18 protein-coding genes and 2 pseudogenes are annotated in these 20,712 nt (G+C 69.6%); 12 read left to right on the forward strand and 8 right to left on the reverse strand.

The window, feature by feature from the left end; translation table 11 throughout:
• Positions 1-6 precede the first annotated feature (6 nt).
• The 7 genes from tnpA (at position 7) to OIE49_RS18705 (ending at position 4,511) form a co-directional block, all read left to right on the forward strand.
• Positions 7-429, forward strand: coding sequence for an IS200/IS605 family transposase (gene tnpA, locus OIE49_RS18675; protein WP_401791447.1), 423 nt, complete (start codon positions 7-9; stop codon positions 427-429).
• On the forward strand, positions 426-1,634 hold the full coding sequence (locus OIE49_RS18680; RefSeq protein WP_326803305.1) for an RNA-guided endonuclease InsQ/TnpB family protein: 1,209 nt from the start codon (positions 426-428) through the stop codon (positions 1,632-1,634). The genes tnpA and OIE49_RS18680 overlap by 4 nt, the downstream gene beginning before the upstream one ends.
• Positions 1,635-1,834: 200 nt before the next feature.
• On the forward strand, positions 1,835-1,987 hold the full coding sequence (locus tag OIE49_RS18685; protein ID WP_326803306.1) for a hypothetical protein: 153 nt from the start codon (positions 1,835-1,837) through the stop codon (positions 1,985-1,987).
• Between the two features lie 57 nt (positions 1,988-2,044).
• Positions 2,045-2,488, forward strand: coding sequence for a magnesium transporter CorA family protein (locus OIE49_RS18690; RefSeq protein ID WP_326806264.1), 444 nt, complete (start codon positions 2,045-2,047; stop codon positions 2,486-2,488).
• A gap of 189 nt (positions 2,489-2,677) precedes the next feature.
• Complete coding sequence (locus OIE49_RS18695; protein WP_326803307.1) at positions 2,678-3,214, forward strand: DUF5994 family protein; 537 nt, start codon at positions 2,678-2,680, stop codon at positions 3,212-3,214.
• Between the two features lie 262 nt (positions 3,215-3,476).
• Complete coding sequence (locus tag OIE49_RS18700) at positions 3,477-3,749, forward strand: hypothetical protein (protein ID WP_326806265.1); 273 nt, start codon at positions 3,477-3,479, stop codon at positions 3,747-3,749.
• A gap of 276 nt (positions 3,750-4,025) precedes the next feature.
• Entirely contained in the window at positions 4,026-4,511 is a 486-nt protein-coding gene (locus tag OIE49_RS18705; protein ID WP_326803308.1) for a DUF5994 family protein, read from the forward strand.
• Between the two features lie 38 nt (positions 4,512-4,549).
• On the opposite strand, the gene OIE49_RS18710 is transcribed toward OIE49_RS18705, so the two are convergent.
• Both OIE49_RS18710 and OIE49_RS18715 read right to left on the reverse strand, forming a co-directional pair.
• Positions 4,550-5,818, reverse strand: a complete 1,269-nt coding sequence (locus OIE49_RS18710; RefSeq protein ID WP_326803309.1) for an ATP-binding protein — start codon at positions 5,816-5,818, stop codon at positions 4,550-4,552.
• Positions 5,819-6,042: 224 nt separating this feature from the next.
• Entirely contained in the window at positions 6,043-6,765 is a 723-nt protein-coding gene (locus tag OIE49_RS18715) for a slipin family protein (RefSeq protein WP_326803310.1), read from the reverse strand.
• Between the two features lie 503 nt (positions 6,766-7,268).
• Between OIE49_RS18715 and OIE49_RS18720 the strand changes: the two genes are divergently transcribed.
• Positions 7,269-7,412 carry a hypothetical protein gene (locus OIE49_RS18720; RefSeq protein WP_326803311.1) on the forward strand — a complete coding sequence of 48 codons (144 nt, stop codon included), beginning with the start codon at positions 7,269-7,271 and terminating at the stop codon, positions 7,410-7,412.
• A gap of 108 nt (positions 7,413-7,520) precedes the next feature.
• Here OIE49_RS18720 and OIE49_RS18725 read toward each other — a convergent pair.
• Positions 7,521-8,660 (reverse strand): annotated as a pseudogene (locus OIE49_RS18725) (PP2C family protein-serine/threonine phosphatase); the annotation flags it as partial.
• 861 nt (positions 8,661-9,521) lie between these two features.
• Here OIE49_RS18725 and OIE49_RS18730 point away from each other — a divergent pair.
• The gene (locus tag OIE49_RS18730; RefSeq protein WP_326803313.1) at positions 9,522-10,760 is read left to right on the forward strand and encodes an ice-binding family protein; all 1,239 of its coding nucleotides are present in this window, start codon (positions 9,522-9,524) and stop codon (positions 10,758-10,760) included.
• A gap of 24 nt (positions 10,761-10,784) precedes the next feature.
• On the opposite strand, the pseudogene OIE49_RS37130 reads toward OIE49_RS18730, so the two are convergent.
• Together OIE49_RS37130 and OIE49_RS18735 are read right to left on the reverse strand one after the other, a co-directional pair.
• Positions 10,785-11,003: pseudogene (locus OIE49_RS37130) on the reverse strand (IS982 family transposase); the annotation flags it as partial.
• Positions 11,004-11,171: 168 nt separating this feature from the next.
• Positions 11,172-11,867 carry a DUF5994 family protein gene (locus OIE49_RS18735; protein WP_326803314.1) on the reverse strand — a complete coding sequence of 232 codons (696 nt, stop codon included), beginning with the start codon at positions 11,865-11,867 and terminating at the stop codon, positions 11,172-11,174.
• A gap of 306 nt (positions 11,868-12,173) precedes the next feature.
• Between OIE49_RS18735 and OIE49_RS18740 the strand changes: the two genes are divergently transcribed.
• Positions 12,174-13,259, forward strand: a complete 1,086-nt coding sequence (locus tag OIE49_RS18740) for an AI-2E family transporter (protein WP_326803315.1) — start codon at positions 12,174-12,176, stop codon at positions 13,257-13,259.
• Between the two features lie 36 nt (positions 13,260-13,295).
• Here OIE49_RS18740 and OIE49_RS18745 read toward each other — a convergent pair whose 3' ends face one another.
• Positions 13,296-15,482 (reverse strand): SpoIIE family protein phosphatase, encoded by a 2,187-nt coding sequence (locus tag OIE49_RS18745; RefSeq protein WP_326803316.1) that lies wholly within the window; start codon positions 15,480-15,482, stop codon positions 13,296-13,298.
• 193 nt (positions 15,483-15,675) lie between these two features.
• On the opposite strand from OIE49_RS18745, the gene aspS reads away from it, so the two are divergent.
• Together aspS and OIE49_RS18755 are read left to right on the forward strand one after the other, a co-directional pair.
• Positions 15,676-17,439 (forward strand): aspartate--tRNA ligase, encoded by a 1,764-nt coding sequence (aspS, locus tag OIE49_RS18750; protein ID WP_326803317.1) that lies wholly within the window; start codon positions 15,676-15,678, stop codon positions 17,437-17,439.
• Positions 17,440-17,563: 124 nt separating this feature from the next.
• Positions 17,564-18,499 (forward strand): intradiol ring-cleavage dioxygenase, encoded by a 936-nt coding sequence (locus tag OIE49_RS18755; protein ID WP_326803318.1) that lies wholly within the window; start codon positions 17,564-17,566, stop codon positions 18,497-18,499.
• 108 nt (positions 18,500-18,607) lie between these two features.
• Here OIE49_RS18755 and OIE49_RS18760 read toward each other — a convergent pair whose 3' ends face one another.
• Complete coding sequence (locus tag OIE49_RS18760) at positions 18,608-19,492, reverse strand: hypothetical protein (RefSeq protein WP_326803319.1); 885 nt, start codon at positions 19,490-19,492, stop codon at positions 18,608-18,610.
• Between the two features lie 191 nt (positions 19,493-19,683).
• Positions 19,684-20,601, reverse strand: coding sequence for a helix-turn-helix domain-containing protein (locus OIE49_RS18765; protein WP_326803320.1), 918 nt, complete (start codon positions 20,599-20,601; stop codon positions 19,684-19,686).
• Between the last annotated feature and the right edge of the window lie 111 nt (positions 20,602-20,712).

Raw genomic sequence — 20,712 nt, forward strand, 5'->3', positions numbered from 1 at the left:
GTGACTGTGACCAGGAAGGTTCGCCGATTCTCCGGCGGCGTGTACGACCTCGGGCTCCACGTGGTGTGGTGCCCGAAGTACCGCCGTCCGGTCCTCGGCGGGCGGGTCGCGGAACGGTTGGACGAGTTGATCCGGCAGAAGGCCGACGAACGCGGGTGGGAGGTCATCGCCCTTGAGGTGATGCCCGACCACGTGCACCTGTTCGTGAAGCACGACCCGAAGTCGTCGGCCTCGTACGTGGCGAACCAGTTCAAGGGCTTCACATCCCGCGTGCTGCGCGAGGAGTTTCCGCACCTGAAGTCACGGATGCCCACCCTGTGGTCGTCGTCGTACTTCGCCGCCTCGGTCGGCGCCGTGTCGGCGGCCACGGTCGAGAAGTACATCAACACCCAGTGGGAACGCCCGTGGAAGAAGGGGGACGGCTCGTGATCCGCGCGTACAAGTTCCTCCTGCGCCCCACGGCCCGTCAGACGGCAGCGCTCGGCGAGATGCTGCGGGACCACTGCTCCCTGTACAACGGCGCGTTGCAGGAGCGCCGGGACGCCTACCGGCACAGCTCGAAGACGAGCATCAAGTACGGCGACCAGTCCGCCCAGCTCAAAGACATCCGCGCATTCGACCCGGAGCGGCAGGGCCGCTGGTCGTTCTCCTCCCAGCAGGCCACCCTGCGCCGTCTCGACAAGGCGTTCCAGGCGTTCTTCCGCCGGGTCAAGGCCGGGCAGACCCCGGGCTACCCCCGTTTCAGGGGCGCAGGGCACTTCGACACCGTCACCTTCCCCAAGGACGGCGACGGCTGCCGCTGGGACTCCACCCCACACGATGCGCAGACCCGCGTACGGTTCCAGGGCGTCGGGCACGTCCGTGTGCACCAGCACCGGCCCGTACAGGGCCGCGTCAAGACGATCAGCGTGAAGCGCGAAGGGAACCGCTGGTACGTCGTCCTCGCCTGCGACAACGTGTCCGCCGAGGAGCTGCCGCCCACCGGGGCGATCGTCGGTATCGACATGGGCATCGCCCGCTTCCTCACCACCTCGGACGGTGAACACGTCGCCAACCCGCGCTTCCTCCAGGCGATGGCCGACGAACTCGCCGAAGCGCAGCGGCACCTCGCGACGTTCCCGAAGCGGACCCGGCAGCGCACCAAGCGCCACCGCGCGGCGGCCCGGAAGGTCGCCAAGCTGCACGGCAGGATCCGGCGGCAGCGCGCCGACTTCCACCACAAGACCGCACGTACGCTGATCACCGACCACGGCGTGATCGCGCACGAGCGACTGAACACAGTGGGCATGACCAAGAGCCCCGCACCCAAGGCCGACCCCGAGCAGCCCGGCAGCTTCCTGCCGAACGGTGCTGCCGCGAAGGCCGGCCTCAACCGCAGCATCCTCGACGCGGGTTGGGCGCAGTTCCTCGGAATCCTGGCGGACAAGGCTGAGAGTGCCGGTCGCCTCACGGTCCCGGTGGACGCGCGCAACACCTCCCGCACGTGCCCCGAATGCGGGCACGTGGCGAAGGAGAACCGCGTCACCCAGGAAAGGTTCCAGTGCACGGCGTGCGGGTTCGCGGGGAACGCGGACCACGTCGGCGCGACGAACGTCCTCAACAGGGCCGGGCTGGTCCTCTGCGCGGCGGCTTAGCCACCGACGCAGGAAGCCCGCGCGTTTACGCGTGGGTGGAGTCACGAACTGGCTCTGGAGGATGCCGCACAGCGTGGGCAGCGGCCGAAACTCGACCGCTATCGCACCCACGAGTTCCTCAGCGCCTACGCCGTGACCGTCAGCCCGGCGGTGCGGAACTGACATACAGCGAGATCGCCGTATTGCTCACCAGCCAGGCCATGATCACCGTGCGCAAGGACGACGGTTTCGACATCGAGGGCGTCGTCGCCCGCTGGGACGAGAGCCCGGACCTGGCCGGCCACGGCGTCGGATTCCTGCTGCACGGTCTGCTCGACCATCTCGTGGACGGGCACTTCGCCGCGGTCCAGTAACTGGACGACAGCATCGAGGAGCTGGAGGGTCTGCTCTTCGCGGCTGGGCGCCGTGAGATCGAAGCCGTGCAGCGCCGGGTTTTCGCACTGCGTAAATCGCTCGTCCAGTTGCGCCGCGTCATGCTCCCGATGCGTGAGGTGGTCAACGGGCTCATGCGCCCCGGCCTGCACCTGATCACCGACCCTCTCGTCCCGTACTACCAGGACGTCTACGACCACGTGCTGCGTGCCACCGAATGGACGGAATCACTGCGGGACCTGGTTGCCTCGGTCATGGAGACGAACCTCTCGGTCCAGGCCAATCGCATGAATCTGATCATGAAGAAGGTGACGAGCTGGGCCGCGATCATCGCCGTTCCCACCGTGATCACCGGCTATTACGGCCAGAACCTCCCCTACCCCGGGTTCGGCCGCCAGTCCGGATTCATCACCTCCTCCGCCGTCATCGTGGTCCTGTCCGCCGTGCTGTATCTGACGTTCAAGCGCAAGGACTGGCTCTGACCGGCATCGGGCACCGGCGACCAGGTCCCGAAGGCAGGAAAATACCTGGTCATCCCCGGCTTTCGGGCCGGTGAGCGGAGTAGTGTAAAGACACCGGGAGTTCTTCGGGCACCTGCTCCGCTGCGGGTGCCGTTTCCGGTGATCGACGGCGCCGGGCCGCACCCACGAGCCCGGGGACAGGTCCGCGCCATGCCCGTGACCATTGACCGTACGACATCGAGCAGGCGCGCGCCGTCGCCGCCGGCCCGGCTGTCCCTGACGCCCGCGCCTGGCGGGCTGGACGGCATGTGGTGGCCTCGCTCCCGTGCCCTCACCCGTGAGCTGCCGTCCTTGACGGCCGCATTGGGCGGTCTCTGGGGTCGTATCACGGGTGTCACCGTGAACCCGGCCTACTGGCCCGTCCTCCCGCATTGGGTGTCCGACGCCGGGCGCACCGTGCATGTGGGCTGGTCCACCGAGGAGCAGGATCCTCACAGGCTGACCCTTTTCTCCCCCGATGGTCGTTGGGACATGCTGGTGATTCCGCCGGAAACCGGTGCGGATGCCGCCGCACGGCTGATGGCCGGCGACGGCATCGATGCCCCGACCCGGGAGGAAGCAGCAGAAAGGATCGATGCCCGAAGCAGAGAAGGAGCGTGGGAGACCGACGGCGGAGCAGGCCGGCCGTCGCGCCTGCCCCGGCCCATCGGCTCGATAGGCCCTTCGCCCGCCGGTCGACGGAGGTGAGAGGACCATGACTGTCATTGCCGTGGCCGTGCTGCTCCTTCTGATCGCCGTCGGAGTCGTTCTGATACACCGGCTCAACGATCAGCACGACGAACGGATCGCTGCCTTCCACTACAGCGATGTTCTGCCGGGGATCGGGCGTCGGCCCCGGAGGCGCCGCCGGCCGGCGGTGGACGTGAGCGTTCCGACGCGCCCCACCGCGACGGCGGCCGCGGATGACATCGACTTCGGCCCGACCGGGGGTGGTAGAGGAAGGCGCGTCATGGCGATATTGCGAGACCGGAAGACGTATCGCGAGAGGATCATGCAGGCTCTGTACCAAGCCGCCGAGGGCAATCGGCTCCTGGGCGTCGATGGGGCGAAGCTCCGCACCGACCTCGGTATCCCTGAGCAGGACATGGCCGCTGCCTGTATGTACCTGGCGGGCGAAGGCTGGGTCGTCGTGGACTGGGGGAGGGGCAACACGCCCGCGATGGTCACGCTGACGCACCAGGGGATTCGGCGGATGGAGACGGAAGAGGAAGGGCGTGGCTGAGTCGGCTTCTCGGACCGAAGTGAGCCTTCGCAGGGGTTGTTCATGCCGGAGTAATCCCTTTGGCGTAACGTGGGAAGCGGGTCGGCGCATGCTCACGTGCAATGACCCGGAAGGGCGGCTCCGGCGGGTATACGCCGGAGCCGTTGCCTATTTCCGTGACCGCGCCGTGCGGCGAGGCGCTCGCGCGAGCGTCGTGCGGAGTACGGTGAGGGAGCGGGGTCGTATCGCGGTCGCACGCTCTGCGGTCGCGCTGCTCTTTGCGGACGGGCGGACATCATGGCCGACTCAGACACCCCCGACCACCTCCCCCGGCTCCTGCCGGACGCCGTCCACCGGTCGGTGAGACCCGGCACGGCCCTGCTTCGGCTGGAGACGACACACGCACGCGAGGGAATCCTGGACGGCGCGTGGTGGCCGCGGTCCCGGGACATCGGTGCCGAGCTCCCCTCGCTGATCACCGCGTTGACCGAGCATCTCGGGCCCATCACCCGGGTCGGTCTGGACGCCAGTGCCTGGGACGGACTGCCGACCCGGGTGGTGGTCGACGGCCGAGTCGTGCACATCGACTCCTTCCCGGTCGGTGACGACACCGTCCTCATCACCCGGGGCGAGCGGGACCTCTTCTCCCTGTTGCTGGTCCCTCCGGACACGTCGCCCGACGCGGCACGCGCCGCGATGGCCAGGGCCGTACGGGCCGACAACGTCACCGGCCAACAGATCCTCATCGATACGGGCGGCGACACGCCGCCTACGCCGGCCTGACACGTCCGTCGCGGATCGGCTCCCCGTCGGCCTGGACGCTAGATGCGGGCGAACTTCTCCGTCTGCTGGGCGAATTCCTGGGCCATGGCGGCGCTGACCGTGGGCTTGGTGTCGCGGATCGTGTCCAGGTAGTCGTCGGTGGTGGGGGCGGTCCGGGTTCCGGTGTCGACGGTGCGCTCGAACTGGGCCTGGGAGACGGTTCGCGCCGCATGGGCGATGTCGGCGGGGGTGAACCCCTCGCTGGCGGACGCGAGGACCACGCTGTCGGCCCGCGCGCCCGCTCGGGCCAGGTAGCTCTCCCACAGCGCGGTCCTGGCGGTGTGGTCGGGAGGGCCGATCGGCAGCACGTAGTCGAAGCGGCCGTGCCGCAGGAACGCGGAGTCGAGCGTGGTCACGTTGTTCGTGGCGCAGACGAGCAGCCGCCCGTCCTGGCTTCGGAACCGGACGATCGCCTTGAGCAGTTCGTTGACGACGCCGACAGCGGTCGCGTCCGCGCCGCTGCGAGTCCCGGCGACCTCCTCGACCTCGTCGATGAAGACCAGGACGTGGTCGAGGCGGGCGATCTCGTCGAAGCGCCGGTTCAGCCCGGTCGCCAGGCCGTACTCGGCGGCCAGACGGGCGGGGAACAGTTCGAGGAAGGGCCATCCCAGCCGGCTGGCGATCGCGTGCGCGAACGTGCTCTTGCCTGTCCCGGGCGGGCCGAACAGCATCACCGCCCGTGGCAGTTCCACTCCGTGCTGGGCGGCCAGTTCGGGATGGGCCAGCGGCAGGACCAGGCGCCGCTCGATGAGCCGCTTCTCGTTCTGCATGCCGGCGACCTTCTGCCACAAGCCCCTGGGTGACAACTCGGCGCCGAGCGAGGACAGCATGCCGACGGACTGCGGGGTCACCGGCCCCCGTTTCTCGAAGAACACCAGTCCGGAGCGGGCGCCGAAGTCGCAGTTGCGCAGAGCGGTGGCACCGGTCTCGCCCTCGGGCAGGACCGCGTGCACCGCGCGGACGCCGTCGGCGAAGAGCCGTTGCTCAAGGGCGGTGATCAGGGCACTGCCCAGCCCTCGCTGCCGCCAGCCGGGCGCCATGCAGATGCGCAGAATCCATGCCCGGTCACCCTCCACCCTGCTCACCGCGGCGCCGATCAATATGTCGTCGGCCGTGACCACCACGGCCGGGTGGCGGGCCTGCAGGGCCGTCACGGCGTCCGAGAGCGGGAAGAGCGGCGGCTCCTCGGTCGTGCCGCTCTCCGCATCGACGCGGATCACCGCTTCGAGATCGTCCGGGGTGTAGTCCCTGACCCGCCAACCCGTCATGATCAGCTCCGCGTGTTCGGCCGTACTCCCATCATGAGCCGTTGCACGCAGGACGCGCGCGACAGGCGTCGTCCATGAGTCCGCCCTGGTGCGGGCCGTAGTCGGTCACGCCGTGGTGCCGGGCGCGTTGCCAGCCGGTGGCGCTGCCGCGGCGGGGGCCGCGGCGGCGGGTGCAGCGGCCGCGGCTTCCCGGCCGAGGAAGGAGCCGAGCTCGCCGATGGTGCTCATAAGGGGGCGGGGAAGACGACGGTGGTGTTCTGGTCGACACCGATCTCCACCAGGCTCTGCAGATTGCGCAGTTGAAGGGCCAGCGGGTGGGCCATCATCGTGTCCGAGGCGTCGCCGAGCGCGGCTGCGGCCAGCGATTCGCCCTCCGCGTTGATGATCTTCGCTCGCTTCTCCCGCTCGGCCTCGGCCTGGCGGGCCATGGCGCGCTTCATGGTGTCGGGCAGCTGGATGTCCTTGAGCTCGACCAGCGTGACCTGCACACCCCACTCGACGGTGGTGACGTCGAGGATCTGGCGGATGTCCAGGTTGATACGGTCCGTCTCCGACAGCGTCTCGTCGAGCGTGTGCCGGCCGACGACCTTCCGCAGGGTGGTCTGGGCGATCTGGTTGATCGCCGCGTTGACGTTCTCTACGGCGACGACCGACTTCGCGGCGTCGACGACGCGGAAGTAGGCGACCGCCGACACGTCGACGCTCACGTTGTCCCAGGTGATGATGCCTTGTGACTGGATCGGCATGGTGACCACTCGCAGCGACACCCGGTGCAGGGCGTCGACGAACGGGATGATGAACCGCAGCCCCGGAGAGCGTGTTCCGACGAGTCGGCCGAAGCGGAACAGCACTCCCTTCTCGTACTGCTTGACGACCTTCACGGACAGGGCGAGGGTCAGGACGGCCAGGAGGCCGATCACGACGATGAGAGCGATCAGGGCTTGCATGATCCCTGCATGTGGCTGCGTCGGTTCGTGAGGCAGGGCCGAAATCCGTCGTTACGGGCCGCGCCGACGGTTGGTGCGCAAGGCCGGGGACATTGCCTCGTCACCCGTGGTGAGTGGTGCGGTCGCGGCGGCGGCGCGGTGGGAAGCGGCCGCGGCCCCCGTCGCGGTGGTCACGTCGTTCGCCGACGGTCGGCGCGTTCGGCCGCTGGGACCTGCTGGTGATCCCACCGGAGACAGACCCGGCCACCGCAGCTCGGCTCATGGCCACGGCCACTGACCCGTCGCGGAGCCTCACGGCGACCGGCCTGATCCATGAGGCCGAAGGTTTCCGGGCCGCGGCAGAGGCAGCGGCCGACTCGGACTCGTTCCGGGAGGCGGTCTGGGATTCCGAAGGCGGGCATGACGCCCGCCACCCGGCCTCACGTACTCCTGACGGATCGGTCATCGGTCACGTGCCCACCCCGGCAGTAGGAGTGTGAGAGATATTGACACCTTTCGTGACGGTGAGTGTGCTCCTCGCGATGATCGTCTTTGGTGTGATCGTGATTCAACTGTTCACCGCGAGCCATGCTGATCGCATGGAGACGCTGGCCTCCGGCCGTACCCGGCGGTGGCGGTTCTCGCCATGGCACCGCACAGAGAAGTGAACCCGCCCCAAGGCGGAGCCGGCTCCGCCGGTAGGACGTTCGCAAACACGGCGGGAGTGGAACGGTCAGCATGCCGTCGGCCATGTCCATGGTGGTGCGGCTGTCGGCTCACTCCAGGAGGGCGAGGTGGTCGGCGGCGCCCCCGCGCCATTCGATCAGGAAGAGAGTCGCGTCGTCGCTGGTGCGTCCGCCCCGTTGCTGCTTCAGAGCGTGGGAAAGTGCGCGCACCACCGCGCGTACTCCCTTCTCTGCGTGTTCGATGCGGTTGACCCAGTCGATGAGTTGCTCCTCGCCGAACTGCTCCTCACCGGCTTCGTGCTCCTCGATCAGGCCGTCGGTGAAGCACAGCACCCGGTCGCCCTGTCGGAGCATCTGCTCGCTGATCTGCGGCTCTTCACCGCCGAACCCGACCGGCAAGGTGGTCGGGCCTGTCAGTTGCCGCACGACCTGGCGGTTGCGGATCAGCAGCGGTGCGGGGTGGCCCGCGTTGACCCACTGCAGGTGGCCTGTTGCGATGTTCAGACGCATCATCTGCGCGGTGACGAAGTGCTCGGGCCCGAACTGCTCCGCGATGGCCCGGTCCATGAACGCATAGATCCCGGACAGGCCGATGTCGGCACGTCGGGCGTGCCGGTAGGCCCCGACGGCGACGGTCGCCATCGTGGCGGCGTCCAGGCCGTGGCCCATCGCATCGACGATGGCCAGGTGCAGGATGTCCTCGTTGAGGGCGTAGTCGAAGCTGTCGCCTGCGACGCTGTAGGCGGGCTCAAGGATGCCGGCCACCTCTGCCTGGGGGACGGACATTGCCAGCGGCGGCAGCAGGGACCACTGGATCTCCGCGGCCACGCTCATCGGTTCGCGGCGCCGGGCGAGGAAGTACTTGTCCGTGTAGCTGTGCTTGGTGACCAGCATGTCGGCGACCAGACCGGCGAGCCTGCGCAGGAGCCGCCGGTCGTCGTCATCGACGGTGTTGAGAGTGAGGCCCATCACTCCCACCAGGTCGCTGCCGTCCAGCAACGGCAGGTACATCCGGACGCCGTCGGACTGCGGCACCTCGACAGTGGTCGCCTGGAGGAAGGCCGTGCCGGCGGGAGAGTCACCGATCGGCTCAGGATCGCCGACCATCAGCCGCCGACCCGGCAGCGGCACCAGCACCAGTTGGCCGTAGTCCTGCAGGAGGATCGAGACGTCGCGGCCACCGACCCTGGCCACTTCTTCCGCGATCAGCGGGGCGATCAGCTGCGGCGGTGTCGTTTCGGGTGATCGACGATGCCGGGCCGAACTCACGAGCCCGGGGACAGGTCCGCGCCATGGCCGTGACCATCGACCGGGTACGACATCGGGTAGGCGCGCGTCGTCGCTGCCGGCTCGCCTGTGCCTGACGCCCGCGACGGGCGGGCTGGACGGCATGTGGCGGCCTCGCTCCCGTTCCCTCACCCGTGAGCTGCCACCCCTTGCGCCTGCGCCCGCACACCGTCGAACTGCCCGCGCACACCGCCGTGGGGCCGGGTACGGGCCCCGCCGTGCCGGACGCGGCCCCGTCCCGCGGCGGCGCGCGGCACAGCCGGAGACGAACGGGGGGCATCACCCGGCACCGGAGCCACCAACTCCTCCACAGCCGCACCGCCCCCACACCTGGGCCGAGCCCTGCGGTCCCTCCCCATCGTCATCACCGCCGTGCCCTTCCGCGTATAGCGCTCCTGCGCGCACCCGGAAATCCCTTACGTGTCTCAGCAGCTCGTCAAGAGGTGCCGGCTGTTACCAATCCCGCCACGCCAACTGGTCGGCCGGCCAACCAAGTGGAAAGAGGCTCACGGACTTGTGCCCCTCGATGAGTGGTGCCTGCTGGTGAGTTGTGCTCGGCATGGTGCAGCCGATGGCGGGTGATCCGTTGGTCCTCCTGGCAGAGCGACGCCACGCCATCGCATTTCTTTCCGCACCTATACGCGTCTTTGTGTGTGGATACGAGTAACTTACGTTGGCGAGTGACGGTTCATCACGAATCCGTGAGATGCCGTCGTGAGTTCAGCGGCCTGTCACCTGACCGAACTGCATTGGACGCTAGGACGTCCGGCGACTGCGTCAATGCTGACGAGAAAGGACTCGTCCATGGCAATGGATACCCTCCCGTCCGACCCTCCGGGAAAACGACGAAAATTGAGATTCAGAGCGACTGTCGTCATGCTGCCCGCGGTCGCGCTGCTGATGTCGATTACTTTGATCTCGAACCTCGCGAGCGCAGCCGAGGCCCCGGTGGGACTGGGAACCGCCACGAGTTACGCGGTCCTGGCCGGTTCAGGGGTCACGAACACGGGTCCCACAGTCGTCAACGGCGACCTGGGAGTCAGCCCTGGGTCTTCGGTGACGGGCTTCCCGCCCGGAATCGTGAACGGAGTGCAGCACGTCGCCGATGCTGCCGCCGCTCAGGCCCAGTCCGACCTGACCACTGCTTACAACGACGCGGCCGGCAGAGCCCCGACCACCAACCTGACCTCCCCGGGCGACATCGGCGGACTCACGCTGACCCCGGGCGTCTACAAAGCTTCGTCGTCGCTGAATCTCACCGGGACGGTCACCCTTGACGCCCAGGGTGATCCCAACGCCGTCTTCATCTTCCAGATCGGCTCCACTCTGATCACGGCTCCGGGGAGCAACGTCCTGCTCGTCAACGGAGCACAGGCCTGCAACGTGTTCTGGCAGGTGGGCAGTTCCGCCACCCTGGACACCAATTCCTTCTTCAAGGGCAACATCCTGGCCCTGACATCCATCACGGTGAATACCAACGCCGCGGTCGAGGGCCGGGTGCTGGCACGCAATGGTGCGGTCACGCTGGACAGTAACGTGATCACGAGGGCGGTCTGCATGACAGGGCCGCCCGGGCCTCCCGGACCGACGGGGCCCACTGGGCCTGCTGGGCCGTCCGGGCCTGCCGGACCGACGGGGCCTGCTGGGCCGTCCGGGCCTGCCGGACCGACGGGGCCTGCTGGGCCGTCCGGGCCTGCCGGACCGACGGGGCCTGCTGGGCCGTCCGGGCCTGCCGGACCGACGGGGCCTGCCGGGCCGACGGGGCCTGCCGGGCCGTCCGGGCCTCCTGGACCGTCCGGCCACGGTCACAAGGGCCACGGTCACAAGGGCCACGGTCACAAGGGCCACGGTCACAAGGGTCACGGTCACAAGGGCCACGGCTACGAGGGTCACGGTCACAAGGGCCACGGTCACAAGGGCCACGGCTACGAGGGTCACGGTCACAAGGGCCACGGTCACAAGGGCCACGGCTACGAGGGTCACGGTCACAAGGGCCACGGACACAAGAGCAAGGATGGCGAGGGCAAGGGCCACGAGAGTTAGTTGGACGAGTCCTTCCGAACACGTTTAGTGGTCGTGGGCGGTCAGTGAGCAACTGACCGCCTGGCCGGTCCGCACTGCCAGATCGCTGCGGCCGCACCTGCGAGGACCGCGCCGCGCGACGCGCACGGCGACACCTTTGCAGGTGCGGCCGCGGTGTGATTCCAGGTGAAACTGACTCTTCGGGGTGCCGTTCACCGACTCGATCAGTCGGCGGACCTTCTTGAGAATCGGCTCTCCGGGGCGGGGACCTCACACTTCTCTGCTGCGGACGACCTTCACGGAAAGGGCGACGGCCAGGAGGCCGATCACAACAAAGCGTGCTCGATGTTGAGCCGGTGGATCACGAATGCCGCCGCCGCGATGAGGACCAGGAAGGCGGCGGTCGTCAGGAAGGTGTTCATGGCGGCCGTCTCACATGCCGATGATCAGGCGGCTGACGCCGCAGGCCTGTGCCGGTACGGCCGCAGAGGTCGAGGAGGCGCCGCCCTCGTACTCCCATGCCTCGTCGGGATCGAGTGGCCGGTCGGCCGCGGAGACGGCGTGCCGGGCCTTGTCCGCGGTGATGAGCGCGCTCGCGGTCAGCGGCGGCCCGGCGTAGTCGGACGCGACCGCCATCAGGCGGGCCGCCGACGCCGCCCCGGTCTCGGGTGGGATGACCAGCAGGTCCCAGCGGCCGGTGCCGTAGGAGAGCAGCAGCAGCTTGTGCGGGTCGATTTCGGGGGTGAACCAGCCGACCTTGACGATGTGGCCGCGCACGGGAACCTTGTGCGGGATGACCGGCCAGTACTTCGGGTTGACGGCGATGCGGGTGATGCGGCCCCACAAGGGGTCCAGCACATCGGTCAGCGCGGGCAGCTCGCTCAGCAGATCCCGGGAGCGGGGCCACCAGGCACCGTCCAGGAGGCCGCGGGAGGTGCCGTCGGTCTTCAGCGCGAGACGCGCGGCAGGGGCTGCGACGGGCTCATGGTGTGGCAGGGGTTGGTGCAAGGTCGCCGACATGATGCGGACCCGTCTCCGGGCCGCCTTTGCGACGACCCGAGTTTCATCCTTCGCCGAGAACGACCCGGCGTGGAGACCGGTGTGCGAAATGCCCTCGGCACATTCCACCGTACTCCGCACACGCCAGGGTGGCTGTGGGGACGACTCCGTCTTCGGCGAAGCGGCTGTCGATACCGGCGGGATGCGCTACGGGTGCCGGGACACGTTGTATGCCGGCCCGGACCGGTCTCACGGATGATGGCCCGCGTGCCCTGGCTGCCCCACCAATTCGTGCCGGTGCGGGCCAGATGTGGCGTGAGCCATGTTGTGCAGGGCTGTAGGCCTTTCCCGGCTGTCGAGTCGCCGAGCCGTCCAGTCGCCGGGCGGCACCCGCAGCGCCCGTAGCCGACGCCGTGTCACCCGGGTGGGCCGTCCGTGCAGGACAGCACGTCCGGGGTGTGGTCGTCTGGAGGCGTGCAGGCCCCCGCTCCGCTGCTGCCCGAGCCCGTCCGGCGTCTCGCCGCCTGGTGCGCCGCTGTTCTGCTGGTGTCCGGGGTGGTGTGGATCGGGGCCGAGCTGTGCGTGCTCTTCCGGACCGCGGTGATCCCGGTGCTGCTGGCGCTGCTCGGCACGGCGCTGCTGCGGCCGCTCTTCCGGCGGCTCGCGGGCACGGGGATGAACCGGTCGCTCGCCGCCGGGATCACCTGCGCGGCGGTCGTCGTGTTCGTCGGCGGGGTGGTGTACATCGTGGTCGCCGCCCTGATCGACAGCGGGGACCAGATCGTCGCCTCGCTCAGGAAGGCCGCGCAGTGGCTCGCCACCCACTTCGGGGCGGCCGGGACCTCGCTGGACGACCTCGCCTCCAACGGCAGACGGCTGCTGGAGAAGTTCGCCGGGACGGCCGCCTCCAACGTCATCAGCGGGGTCAGCCTGGTCGGCGAGTCGATCGCCATGGCCGTACTGGCCCTGCTGCTCGTGTTCTTCTTCCTGCGCGACTCGCACAAGGCCGCCGCCGTTCTGCGCACGCTCGCCCCGCGCGGCGGCGGCGACACCGCGGAGGCCACGGCCCGGCGGGCCTTCGCGGCCGTGGAGGGCTTCATGCGTGGCACGACGCTCATCGCGCTGATCGACGCCACGTGCATCACCGTCGGCCTGCTCCTGCTGAGGGTGCCCGGCGCGCTCGGGCTCGGCGCGCTGGTCTTCGTCGGCGGCTACCTCCCCTATCTGGGCGCCTTCCTCTCCGGCACGGTGTCCGTGCTGGTCGCCCTCGCCGACCGCGGCCTCGTCGTCGGACTGTGGGCGTTCGGGGTGGTGCTGGCGGTCCAGGTGCTGGAGGGGCACGTGCTCCAGCCGGTGATCCAGAGCCGGACCATGCAGATGCATCCGGCCGCGGTGCTGCTGGCGATCACCGGGGGCGCGTCGGTCGCCGGGATCGTGGGGATGCTGCTTGCGGTGCCGCTGACGGCGGCGGCCTTCGGGACCGCGCACGAACTGCGGGAACGGTACGCGGCCGCGTCGTAGGGCTCACCCGGGGAGCGGCTCACCCCGGAGAGCGGCTCACCCGGCCGCCGAGGGCTCGTACAGCTCGAACCAGATGCTCTTGCCCTTGCCGCGCGGCACGACGCCCCAGGCGTCCGCGAGCAGTTCGATCAGCACCAGTCCGCGCCCGGAGGAGGCGAGCTCGCCTGGCCGGCGCTTGTGCGGCAGGTCGTCGCCGGCGTCGGTGACCTCCACCCGCAGGCGCCGCTCCCCCTTCTCCCCGCTGACCTCGGCCAGCACCAGCGCGTCGGCGTCGGTGTGCAGCAGGACGTTGGCGAGGGTCTCCGACAGCAGCAGCACCGCCGAGTCCACCTGCTCCTCGTCCGGCCAGTCGTGCAGCAGCTCCCGCAGTTGCCTGCGGGCCACGGAGATCCGCTCGGGCTCGGCCTGGGCGACCGTCATCAGGGTGTGCCGCAGTCTGGGGCGGGCCGCCCGGCCGTCGCGGTGCCGGCCGAGCAGCAGCACGGCGATGTCGTCCTCGCGGCGGTCGGCCAGGGGGCCGGTGGTGTGGTGCGAGGAGGGCCCGTGCACGGCCTGTACCAGCGCGTCGGCGAGTTCCTCGGTGTCGCCGCCGTGCCGCTCCAGGATCGTGCGGATCCGCTGCCAGCCGGTGTCCAGGTCGTGGCCGCCGGTCTCGATCAGGCCGTCCGTGCAGATCATCATCGTCTCGCCCGGCTCCAGCGTGAACCGGGTCGTCGGGTAGTCGGAGTCCGGGTCGATGCCGAGCGGCAGCCCGCCCGCCGTCAGCCGTTGCAGCACGGTGCCGTCCGCCATCCGGATCACCGGGTCCGGGTGCCCCGCGCGGGCCACCTCCAGGACCCCGGTACGCGGGTCGACCTCGGCGTACAGGCAGGTCGCGAAGCGCAGGTCGGGCACCTCGTCGTCACCGCCGTCACCACCGTCACCGCCGTGACCGTCGTCTCCGCCGCCGTCGCCGGCGGAGAGCACGCCGTGCAGGAAGCGGGAGGCGCGCGAGAGCACCGCGTCCGGGCGGTGCCCCTCGGAGGCGTAGGCGCGCAGGGCGATGCGCAACTGGCCCATCAGCCCCGCGGCGCGTACGTCGTGGCCCTGGACGTCGCCCATGACCAGGGCGAAGCGCCCCGATCCGGTGGACGTGCGGGACCGTGAGGTGGCGCCGGGCAGCGGGATCATGTCGTACCAGTCGCCGCCGACCTGGAGGCCGCCGCCGGTGGGGACGTAGCGGGCGGCTATGTCCATGCCGGGGACCTCGGGGCCCAGCGTGGGCATCATCGCGCGCTGCAGGCCCTCGCTCAGCTCCCGCTCGCTCTCGGCGGTCCCGGCCCGGGACAGGGCCTGGGCGAGCATGCGGGCCACCGTGGTCAGCACCGAGCGCTCGTCGGGGGTGAAGGCCACCGGGTAGGTGAAGGCGGCCAGCCAGGCGCCCATCGTGCGGCCGGCGACGGTCAGCGGCAGGAACGCCCAGGAGTGGCGGTGGAAGCGTTCGGCGAGCGGCCAGGTGAGCGGATAGCGGGCCTGGTACTGCCCCGGGGAGGAGAGGTAGACGGCCCGCCCCCTGCGGACCACCTCGGCGGCCGGGTAGTCCGTCTCCAGCGCCATGTTCAGGAACGGAGCCTCGTCGCCGGGCCGCTGCCCGTGGTGGCCGATGATCGTCAGGCGGTCGCCCTGGACGCCGAAGACCGCCAGGCCGTCCGGCGAGAACCCCGGCATCGACAGGCCCGCCGCCACCCGCAGCACCTCGGCCGTGGAGCGGGCCTCGGCCAGCGCCCGGCCGGCGTCGAGCAGGAAGGCCTCCCGGGAGCGCCGCCAGTCGCCGGTGACCGCGCGTCGCCCCGCGGGGGAGCCGGGTGTCGGCTCGGCGACCTCCTGAAGGGTGCCGATCAGCTTGTACGCCCTCTTGCGGGCGTCGAAGGCCGGTTTGGAGCGGCTGCGCACGACGCGGATGATCCGGTTGTGCTCGTCCATGATGCGGATGCGTACCTCGGCGAGGCTGTCCTCGGCGGCGGCGAGCTGCACGACGCCGGTGATCTCGTTCCAGTCGACGGGATGGAGGCGTGCGCGCACCTGGGCTTCCGTGAGCGTGGTCTTCTCGGGAGGCAGCCCGAGCAGCCGGGCCGCCTCGGCGTCGACCGAGACCAGGTCCGTGGCCGTGTCCCAGTGCCACATCCCGGTCGCGAGGGAGGCGAGTACGTCCCCCACGGCGGGCAGGCGCTCACCAGTGCGCATTGCCCCACTGTAAGAAGAGACGATCGGACACTGCCACCGATGGCGTACGGCCGCAGGGTCCCGGAACTGCCCGGGACCGGACGGGGGCCGCTCCTTATTGTGGGGAGCCGATCTTGAGCCGCCCGGTACGCTTGGTAGGTCCGGGCCATGCCCGCCCGGTGATCCCCGATCCGCGAAGACTGGATGAACGACGATGCATCGGTACAGGTCCCACACCTGCGGCGAGCTCCGCGCCTCTGACGTCGGCACCGACGTCCGGCTGAGTGGCTGGCTGCACAATCGGCGAGACCTGGGCGGCATCCTCTTCATCGATCTGCGCGACCACTACGGCATCACGCAGCTCGTCGCCCGCCCGGGCACGCCCGCGTACGAGGCCCTGGACAAGCTCTCCAAGGAGTCCACGGTCCGCGTCGACGGCAGCGTTGTTTCACGTGGAACCGAGAACGTGAACCCGGACCTGCCGACCGGCGAGATCGAGGTCGAGGTGACCGAGGTCGAGCTGCTCGGCGCGGCTCAGCCCCTCCCCTTCACCATCAACACCGAGGACGGGGTCAACGAGGAGCGGCGCCTGGAGTACCGCTTCCTGGACCTGCGCCGCGAGCGCATGCACCGCAACATCCTGCTGCGCACGGCGGTCATCTCCGCCATCCGCCAGAAGATGTCGGCGATGGGCTTCAACGAGATGGCGACGCCGATCCTGTCCGCCACCTCCCCCGAGGGTGCGCGCGACTACGTGGTCCCCTCCCGGGTCCACGCGGGCCGGTTCTACGCCCTTCCGCAGGCACCCCAGCAGTTCAAGCAGCTGCTGATGATCTCGGGCTTCGACCGCTACTTCCAGATCGCGCCCTGCTTCCGTGACGAGGACGCCCGCGCGGACCGTTCGCCGGGCGAGTTCTACCAGCTCGACGTCGAGATGAGCTTCGTCGAGCAGGAGGACGTCTTCCAGCCCATCGAGAAGCTCATGACGGAGCTCTTCGAGGAGTTCGGCGGCGGCCGCCACGTCACCTCGCCCTTCCCGCGGATCCCGTTCCGCGAGGCGATGCTGAAGTACGGCTCCGACAAGCCGGACCTGCGCGCCAAGCTGGAACTCGTCGACATCACCGACGTCTTCGCGGGCTCGGAGTTCAAGGCGTTCGCGGGCAAGCACGTGCGCGCGCTGGCGGTGCCGGACACCGCCGGCCAGCCGCGCAAGTTCTTCGACCAGCTCGGCGAGTACGCGGTCGAGCAGGGCGCGAAGGGCCTGGCGTGGGTGCGGGTCGGCGAGGACGGCGCGCTGACCGGCCCGATCGCGAAGTTCCTCACCGAGGAGAACGTCGCGGAGCTGACCAAGCGGCTCTCCCTGGCCCCCGGCCACGCGGTGTTCTTCGGCGCGGGCGAGTTCGACGAGGTCTCGAAGATCATGGGTGCGGTGCGGGTGGAGACCGCCAGGCGCGCCGGCCAGTTCGAGGAGAACGTCTTCCGCTTCTGCTGGATCGTCGACTTCCCGATGTACGAGAAGGACGAGGAGACGGGCGGGATCGACTTCTCCCACAACCCGTTCTCGATGCCGCAGGGCGGTCTTGAGGCCCTGGAGACCCAGGACCCGCTGGACATCCTGGGCTGGCAGTACGACATCGTCTGCAATGGTGTCGAGCTGTCCTCCGGCGCCATCCGGAACCACGAGCCGGACATCATGCTCAAGGCCTTCGAGATCGCGGGCTACGACCGTGAGACCGTCGAGGACAAGTTCGCGGGCATGCTCCGCGCGTTCCGCTTCGGCGCCCCGCCGCACGGCGGCATCGCGCCGGGCGTCGACCGCATCGTGATGCTCCTCGCGGACGAGCCCAACATCCGCGAGACCATCGCCTTCCCGCTCAACGGCAACGCCCAGGACCTGATGATGGGCGCCCCGACCGAGCTGGACGAGTCGCGTCTGAGGGAACTCCACCTGTCGGTACGCAAGCCGCAGCCGAAGTAGTACGGCACAGGCGGGCGGGGAAGGCTCGAAACCGGCGTCGGTTTCGAGCCTTCTCGTTCGTACATGGCGGGCAGGTGCTGTTTTCTCATCCGGCTGACAGGAATCCTGCCTAGTTTCGCGGGCCATGACGGACAACAAGGCACCCTCATCCCATTCGGACCTGACGCGCCGCAAGGTGCTGCTGGCGGGCGGTGCGGCGGTGACCGCGGTGGGCTTGGCCGGCTCGTCGGCGCTGAACGCCGCAGCGGGCGAGGCGGCTGCGGCCACCAGGGCCACCACGGTCGAGAGCTGCTACATGCTCACCTCGGAGCTGGTCGAGGGCCCCTACTACATCGACGCCGACAAGCTCCGACGGGACGTCACCGAGGACCAGGACGGCATCCCGCTGACCCTCACGCTCAAGGTGATCGACGCCGAGAGCTGCAGGCCCCTGCGTAACGCGGCCGTCGACATCTGGCACTGCAACGCGGTGGGCGTCTACTCGGGTTACGGGGACAGCGGCAACGGCGGCGGGGGCCCGGCTCCTACGGGCCCCCCGCCTTCGGGCATGCCCACCGGTGAACCGCCGACCGACGGTCCTGGCCAGGGCGGCGGTCATCAGGAGCCGACGGACGACGAGCGCTTCCTGCGCGGCACCTGGCACACGGACCGGAACGGCCAGGTCGCCTTCCGCACGGTCTTCCCCGGTTGGTACCAGGGCCGTTGCGTGCACATCCACGTCAAGGTCCATGTGGACGGCAAGTGGACGGACTCCGGCTACGAGGGGGGCCGCACCTGCCACACCGGTCAGTTGTTCTTCGACGAGGACTCGGTGTCGCTCACGGAGTCGGTGGAGCCGTACTCCACCAATACCGTGACCCGTACGACCCTCGACGAGGACGGCATCTACCCGGGCAACGGCCATGAGAGCGGCCTGCTCCACCTCCGCTACGACACGAAGCACATCGCCCGCGGCGTCCGCGCCCAACTGACCCTGGGCGTGGACCCGAGCGCGACCAACGACGGCCAGGACGGCCCACGCCCGACCGCGTCGCAGCCACCGTCGGCCGCGGCGAGCTGACGGCCGGCCCTCACCGCAGGTGCGCGGCGGTGGCTCGGCTTTCGCCGTCCACCGCCCTGCATCCAGACGTCCGCGTACCGGGTCGGCCTCTCCGCCAAGGGCCGGGGGCTACTTGTCGGTGAAGACGTCTTCGGCTGTCGGGGCTGTGACGGCGCGCCGGTGCCAGTCGCGCAGGACTTCTGGGTCGCCACAGCCGGTGATGCGTTCCCGGATCGCCTCTGGGATCTCGATGCCGCGCACCTCCAGGACATCCAGGACGTCCTCGGCTCGGCCCTCGGCTCGGCCCTCGGCTCGGCCCTCCTCGCGGATTTCCTCGGAGAGGGGTGACTTGTAAAAGGAGAGGTCCACGGCCACCAGTTTCCTCCACAGTTGTGCGGCTGGGTGCTTGCCCAGGCCTTGTGCGATGAATTCGATGATCGGGTTGGCGATGCTCTGCGGTGTGTCCCGCAGAACGGTCGTCATTGACTTGAGTATGGCCCCGGCACCCGGATGCGTGGCGTGGGTGATCGCGGACAGCGTGGCGAGGGCGAGATCCTTGCGGACTTCGGCCGGGTCGGTGATCACCGGCATGTTGTGCGGTCCCGCGACCAGCGGCCGCAGGGTCAGCAGGGGCCACTGGCGAGGACCGAAGGTGACCTCACGCGCGGCCCATTCCGCGGTGGCGTGGTCCTGGCAGACGACCAGCAGCATCGGCTGCAGCCGGTACTTCGTGAGCAGGTACGAGGCGTAGTACGCCCAGCTGGCGGGCTTGTCCGGGTCCTTCCTGCCCTGGGCCTCGACCGCGAGGAGCAGCGGCTCGTCGTCCTCCGCCTCCAGCCGCAGGAGGGTGTCCACGCGGCGTTCGACGGGGCTGGTCTCGGTGAGGTCGTTGGGCAGGACGGTGACCGAGGTGGGTGGGGGGAAGTCGATGCCGAGTACCTCGGACACCCCCGAGAAGAGGCTCGGATATTCCTGGAAGATGCGGTGCATCGCCTCGTGGGGCGAGCTGACCATACGGATTCCTGTGAGAGTGAGGTGGTAAGGAACGGAAAGGGCATTGCCTCTGGCACATGTCAATACGTGTTCTGCGGGGGAGCATATGAGCGCAACTCGGTCCGGCAGGAGCGCAGTTGGTGATGTTCACCTGGAGGGGTGAAGGCGCCTGCGAGCCGATCTCCAGCGGGCGCCGGGTCCTGGCCGACTCGTCAGGCGGCCGTGGGAGTCGGTTGCCGGAGCTCGCGGCAGTCCCGGCAGTTGCGCGGGTCCGGGCCTCGGTAGCCGCGGTCGCAGGTGTCGCAGTTGCGGAGTGGGTGCCTGACGGGCGGGGTTTGCTCGGGAGCGCGGAACGGCGGCAGGGGTGGGAACTGGGCGGTGAGGCGGTGGGCCAGGAGGGCGGCCGGGCGGCGCAGGGGCTCCGGCGGCAGGCCGCTGGTCAGGGCGTGGCGTAGGGCGGTCGGGGTGAGGTCCCGTTCCAGCCAGGCGGCGACACCGGGTGCGAGGTGTTCGGCGTCGGTGGCGGAGAGGAGCAGGCGGGGGTCCGTGCGGCGCAGGCCGGCGAGGACTTCGGTGGCCGCCTGGAGCAGGGCGGGGGAGCTGTACGCGGGCTTCGGTACGGCGGGGAGGGCTGCGCGACGTGCGGGTTTCTGCTGCGGGGCGGTGGCCGCGCGGCGGGCAGGGGGCCTCGGCGGTGCCGCTTCGGACGCGTCGCGGTCGTGTCGGTGGCCCGGCTGGTTGCAGGAGACGGTGCGGGTGACGATGCGGCCGGTCTCGGTCCGTTCGCGGGTGCGGCGCAGGTAGCCGTGGGTCTCCAGCTCGCGCAGGGCGGCGGCGATCCGGGTCGGCCCCTCGGGGAAGCGGGCGGTAAGGGTCTTGATGTCGACGGGGGCGCCGGTGGGGAGAGACTGGATGTGCACCGCCAGCCCGATGGCGAGTCCCGACAACTCGGGGTGTTGGGCGAGGTGGTTGCCGATCACCGTGAAGCGGGTGGTGTGGCGGGTGTTGTCGTGGGTGACGCCGTAGCCGCGCGGGCGGTTACGTGTGCGTGGATTCGCCCGGGAGTGGGGTTCGTCGACGGCAACGGCTGACTGGGCGTGCGGGGGCACGCTAGGGTCGTGGGTACCCATCAGGAAGCTCTTCTCTTCCTCGGTGGTCAGGCCCTCGATCGGGATCGCTAGTCCCGGCCGGGGGCCGATGCATGTGTGGGGTTGTGTGCGCTGAGCGTAGGGCAGTTGGGG

Source organism: Streptomyces sp. NBC_01788, from assembly GCF_035917575.1.
Lineage (GTDB): Bacteria > Actinomycetota > Actinomycetes > Streptomycetales > Streptomycetaceae > Streptomyces.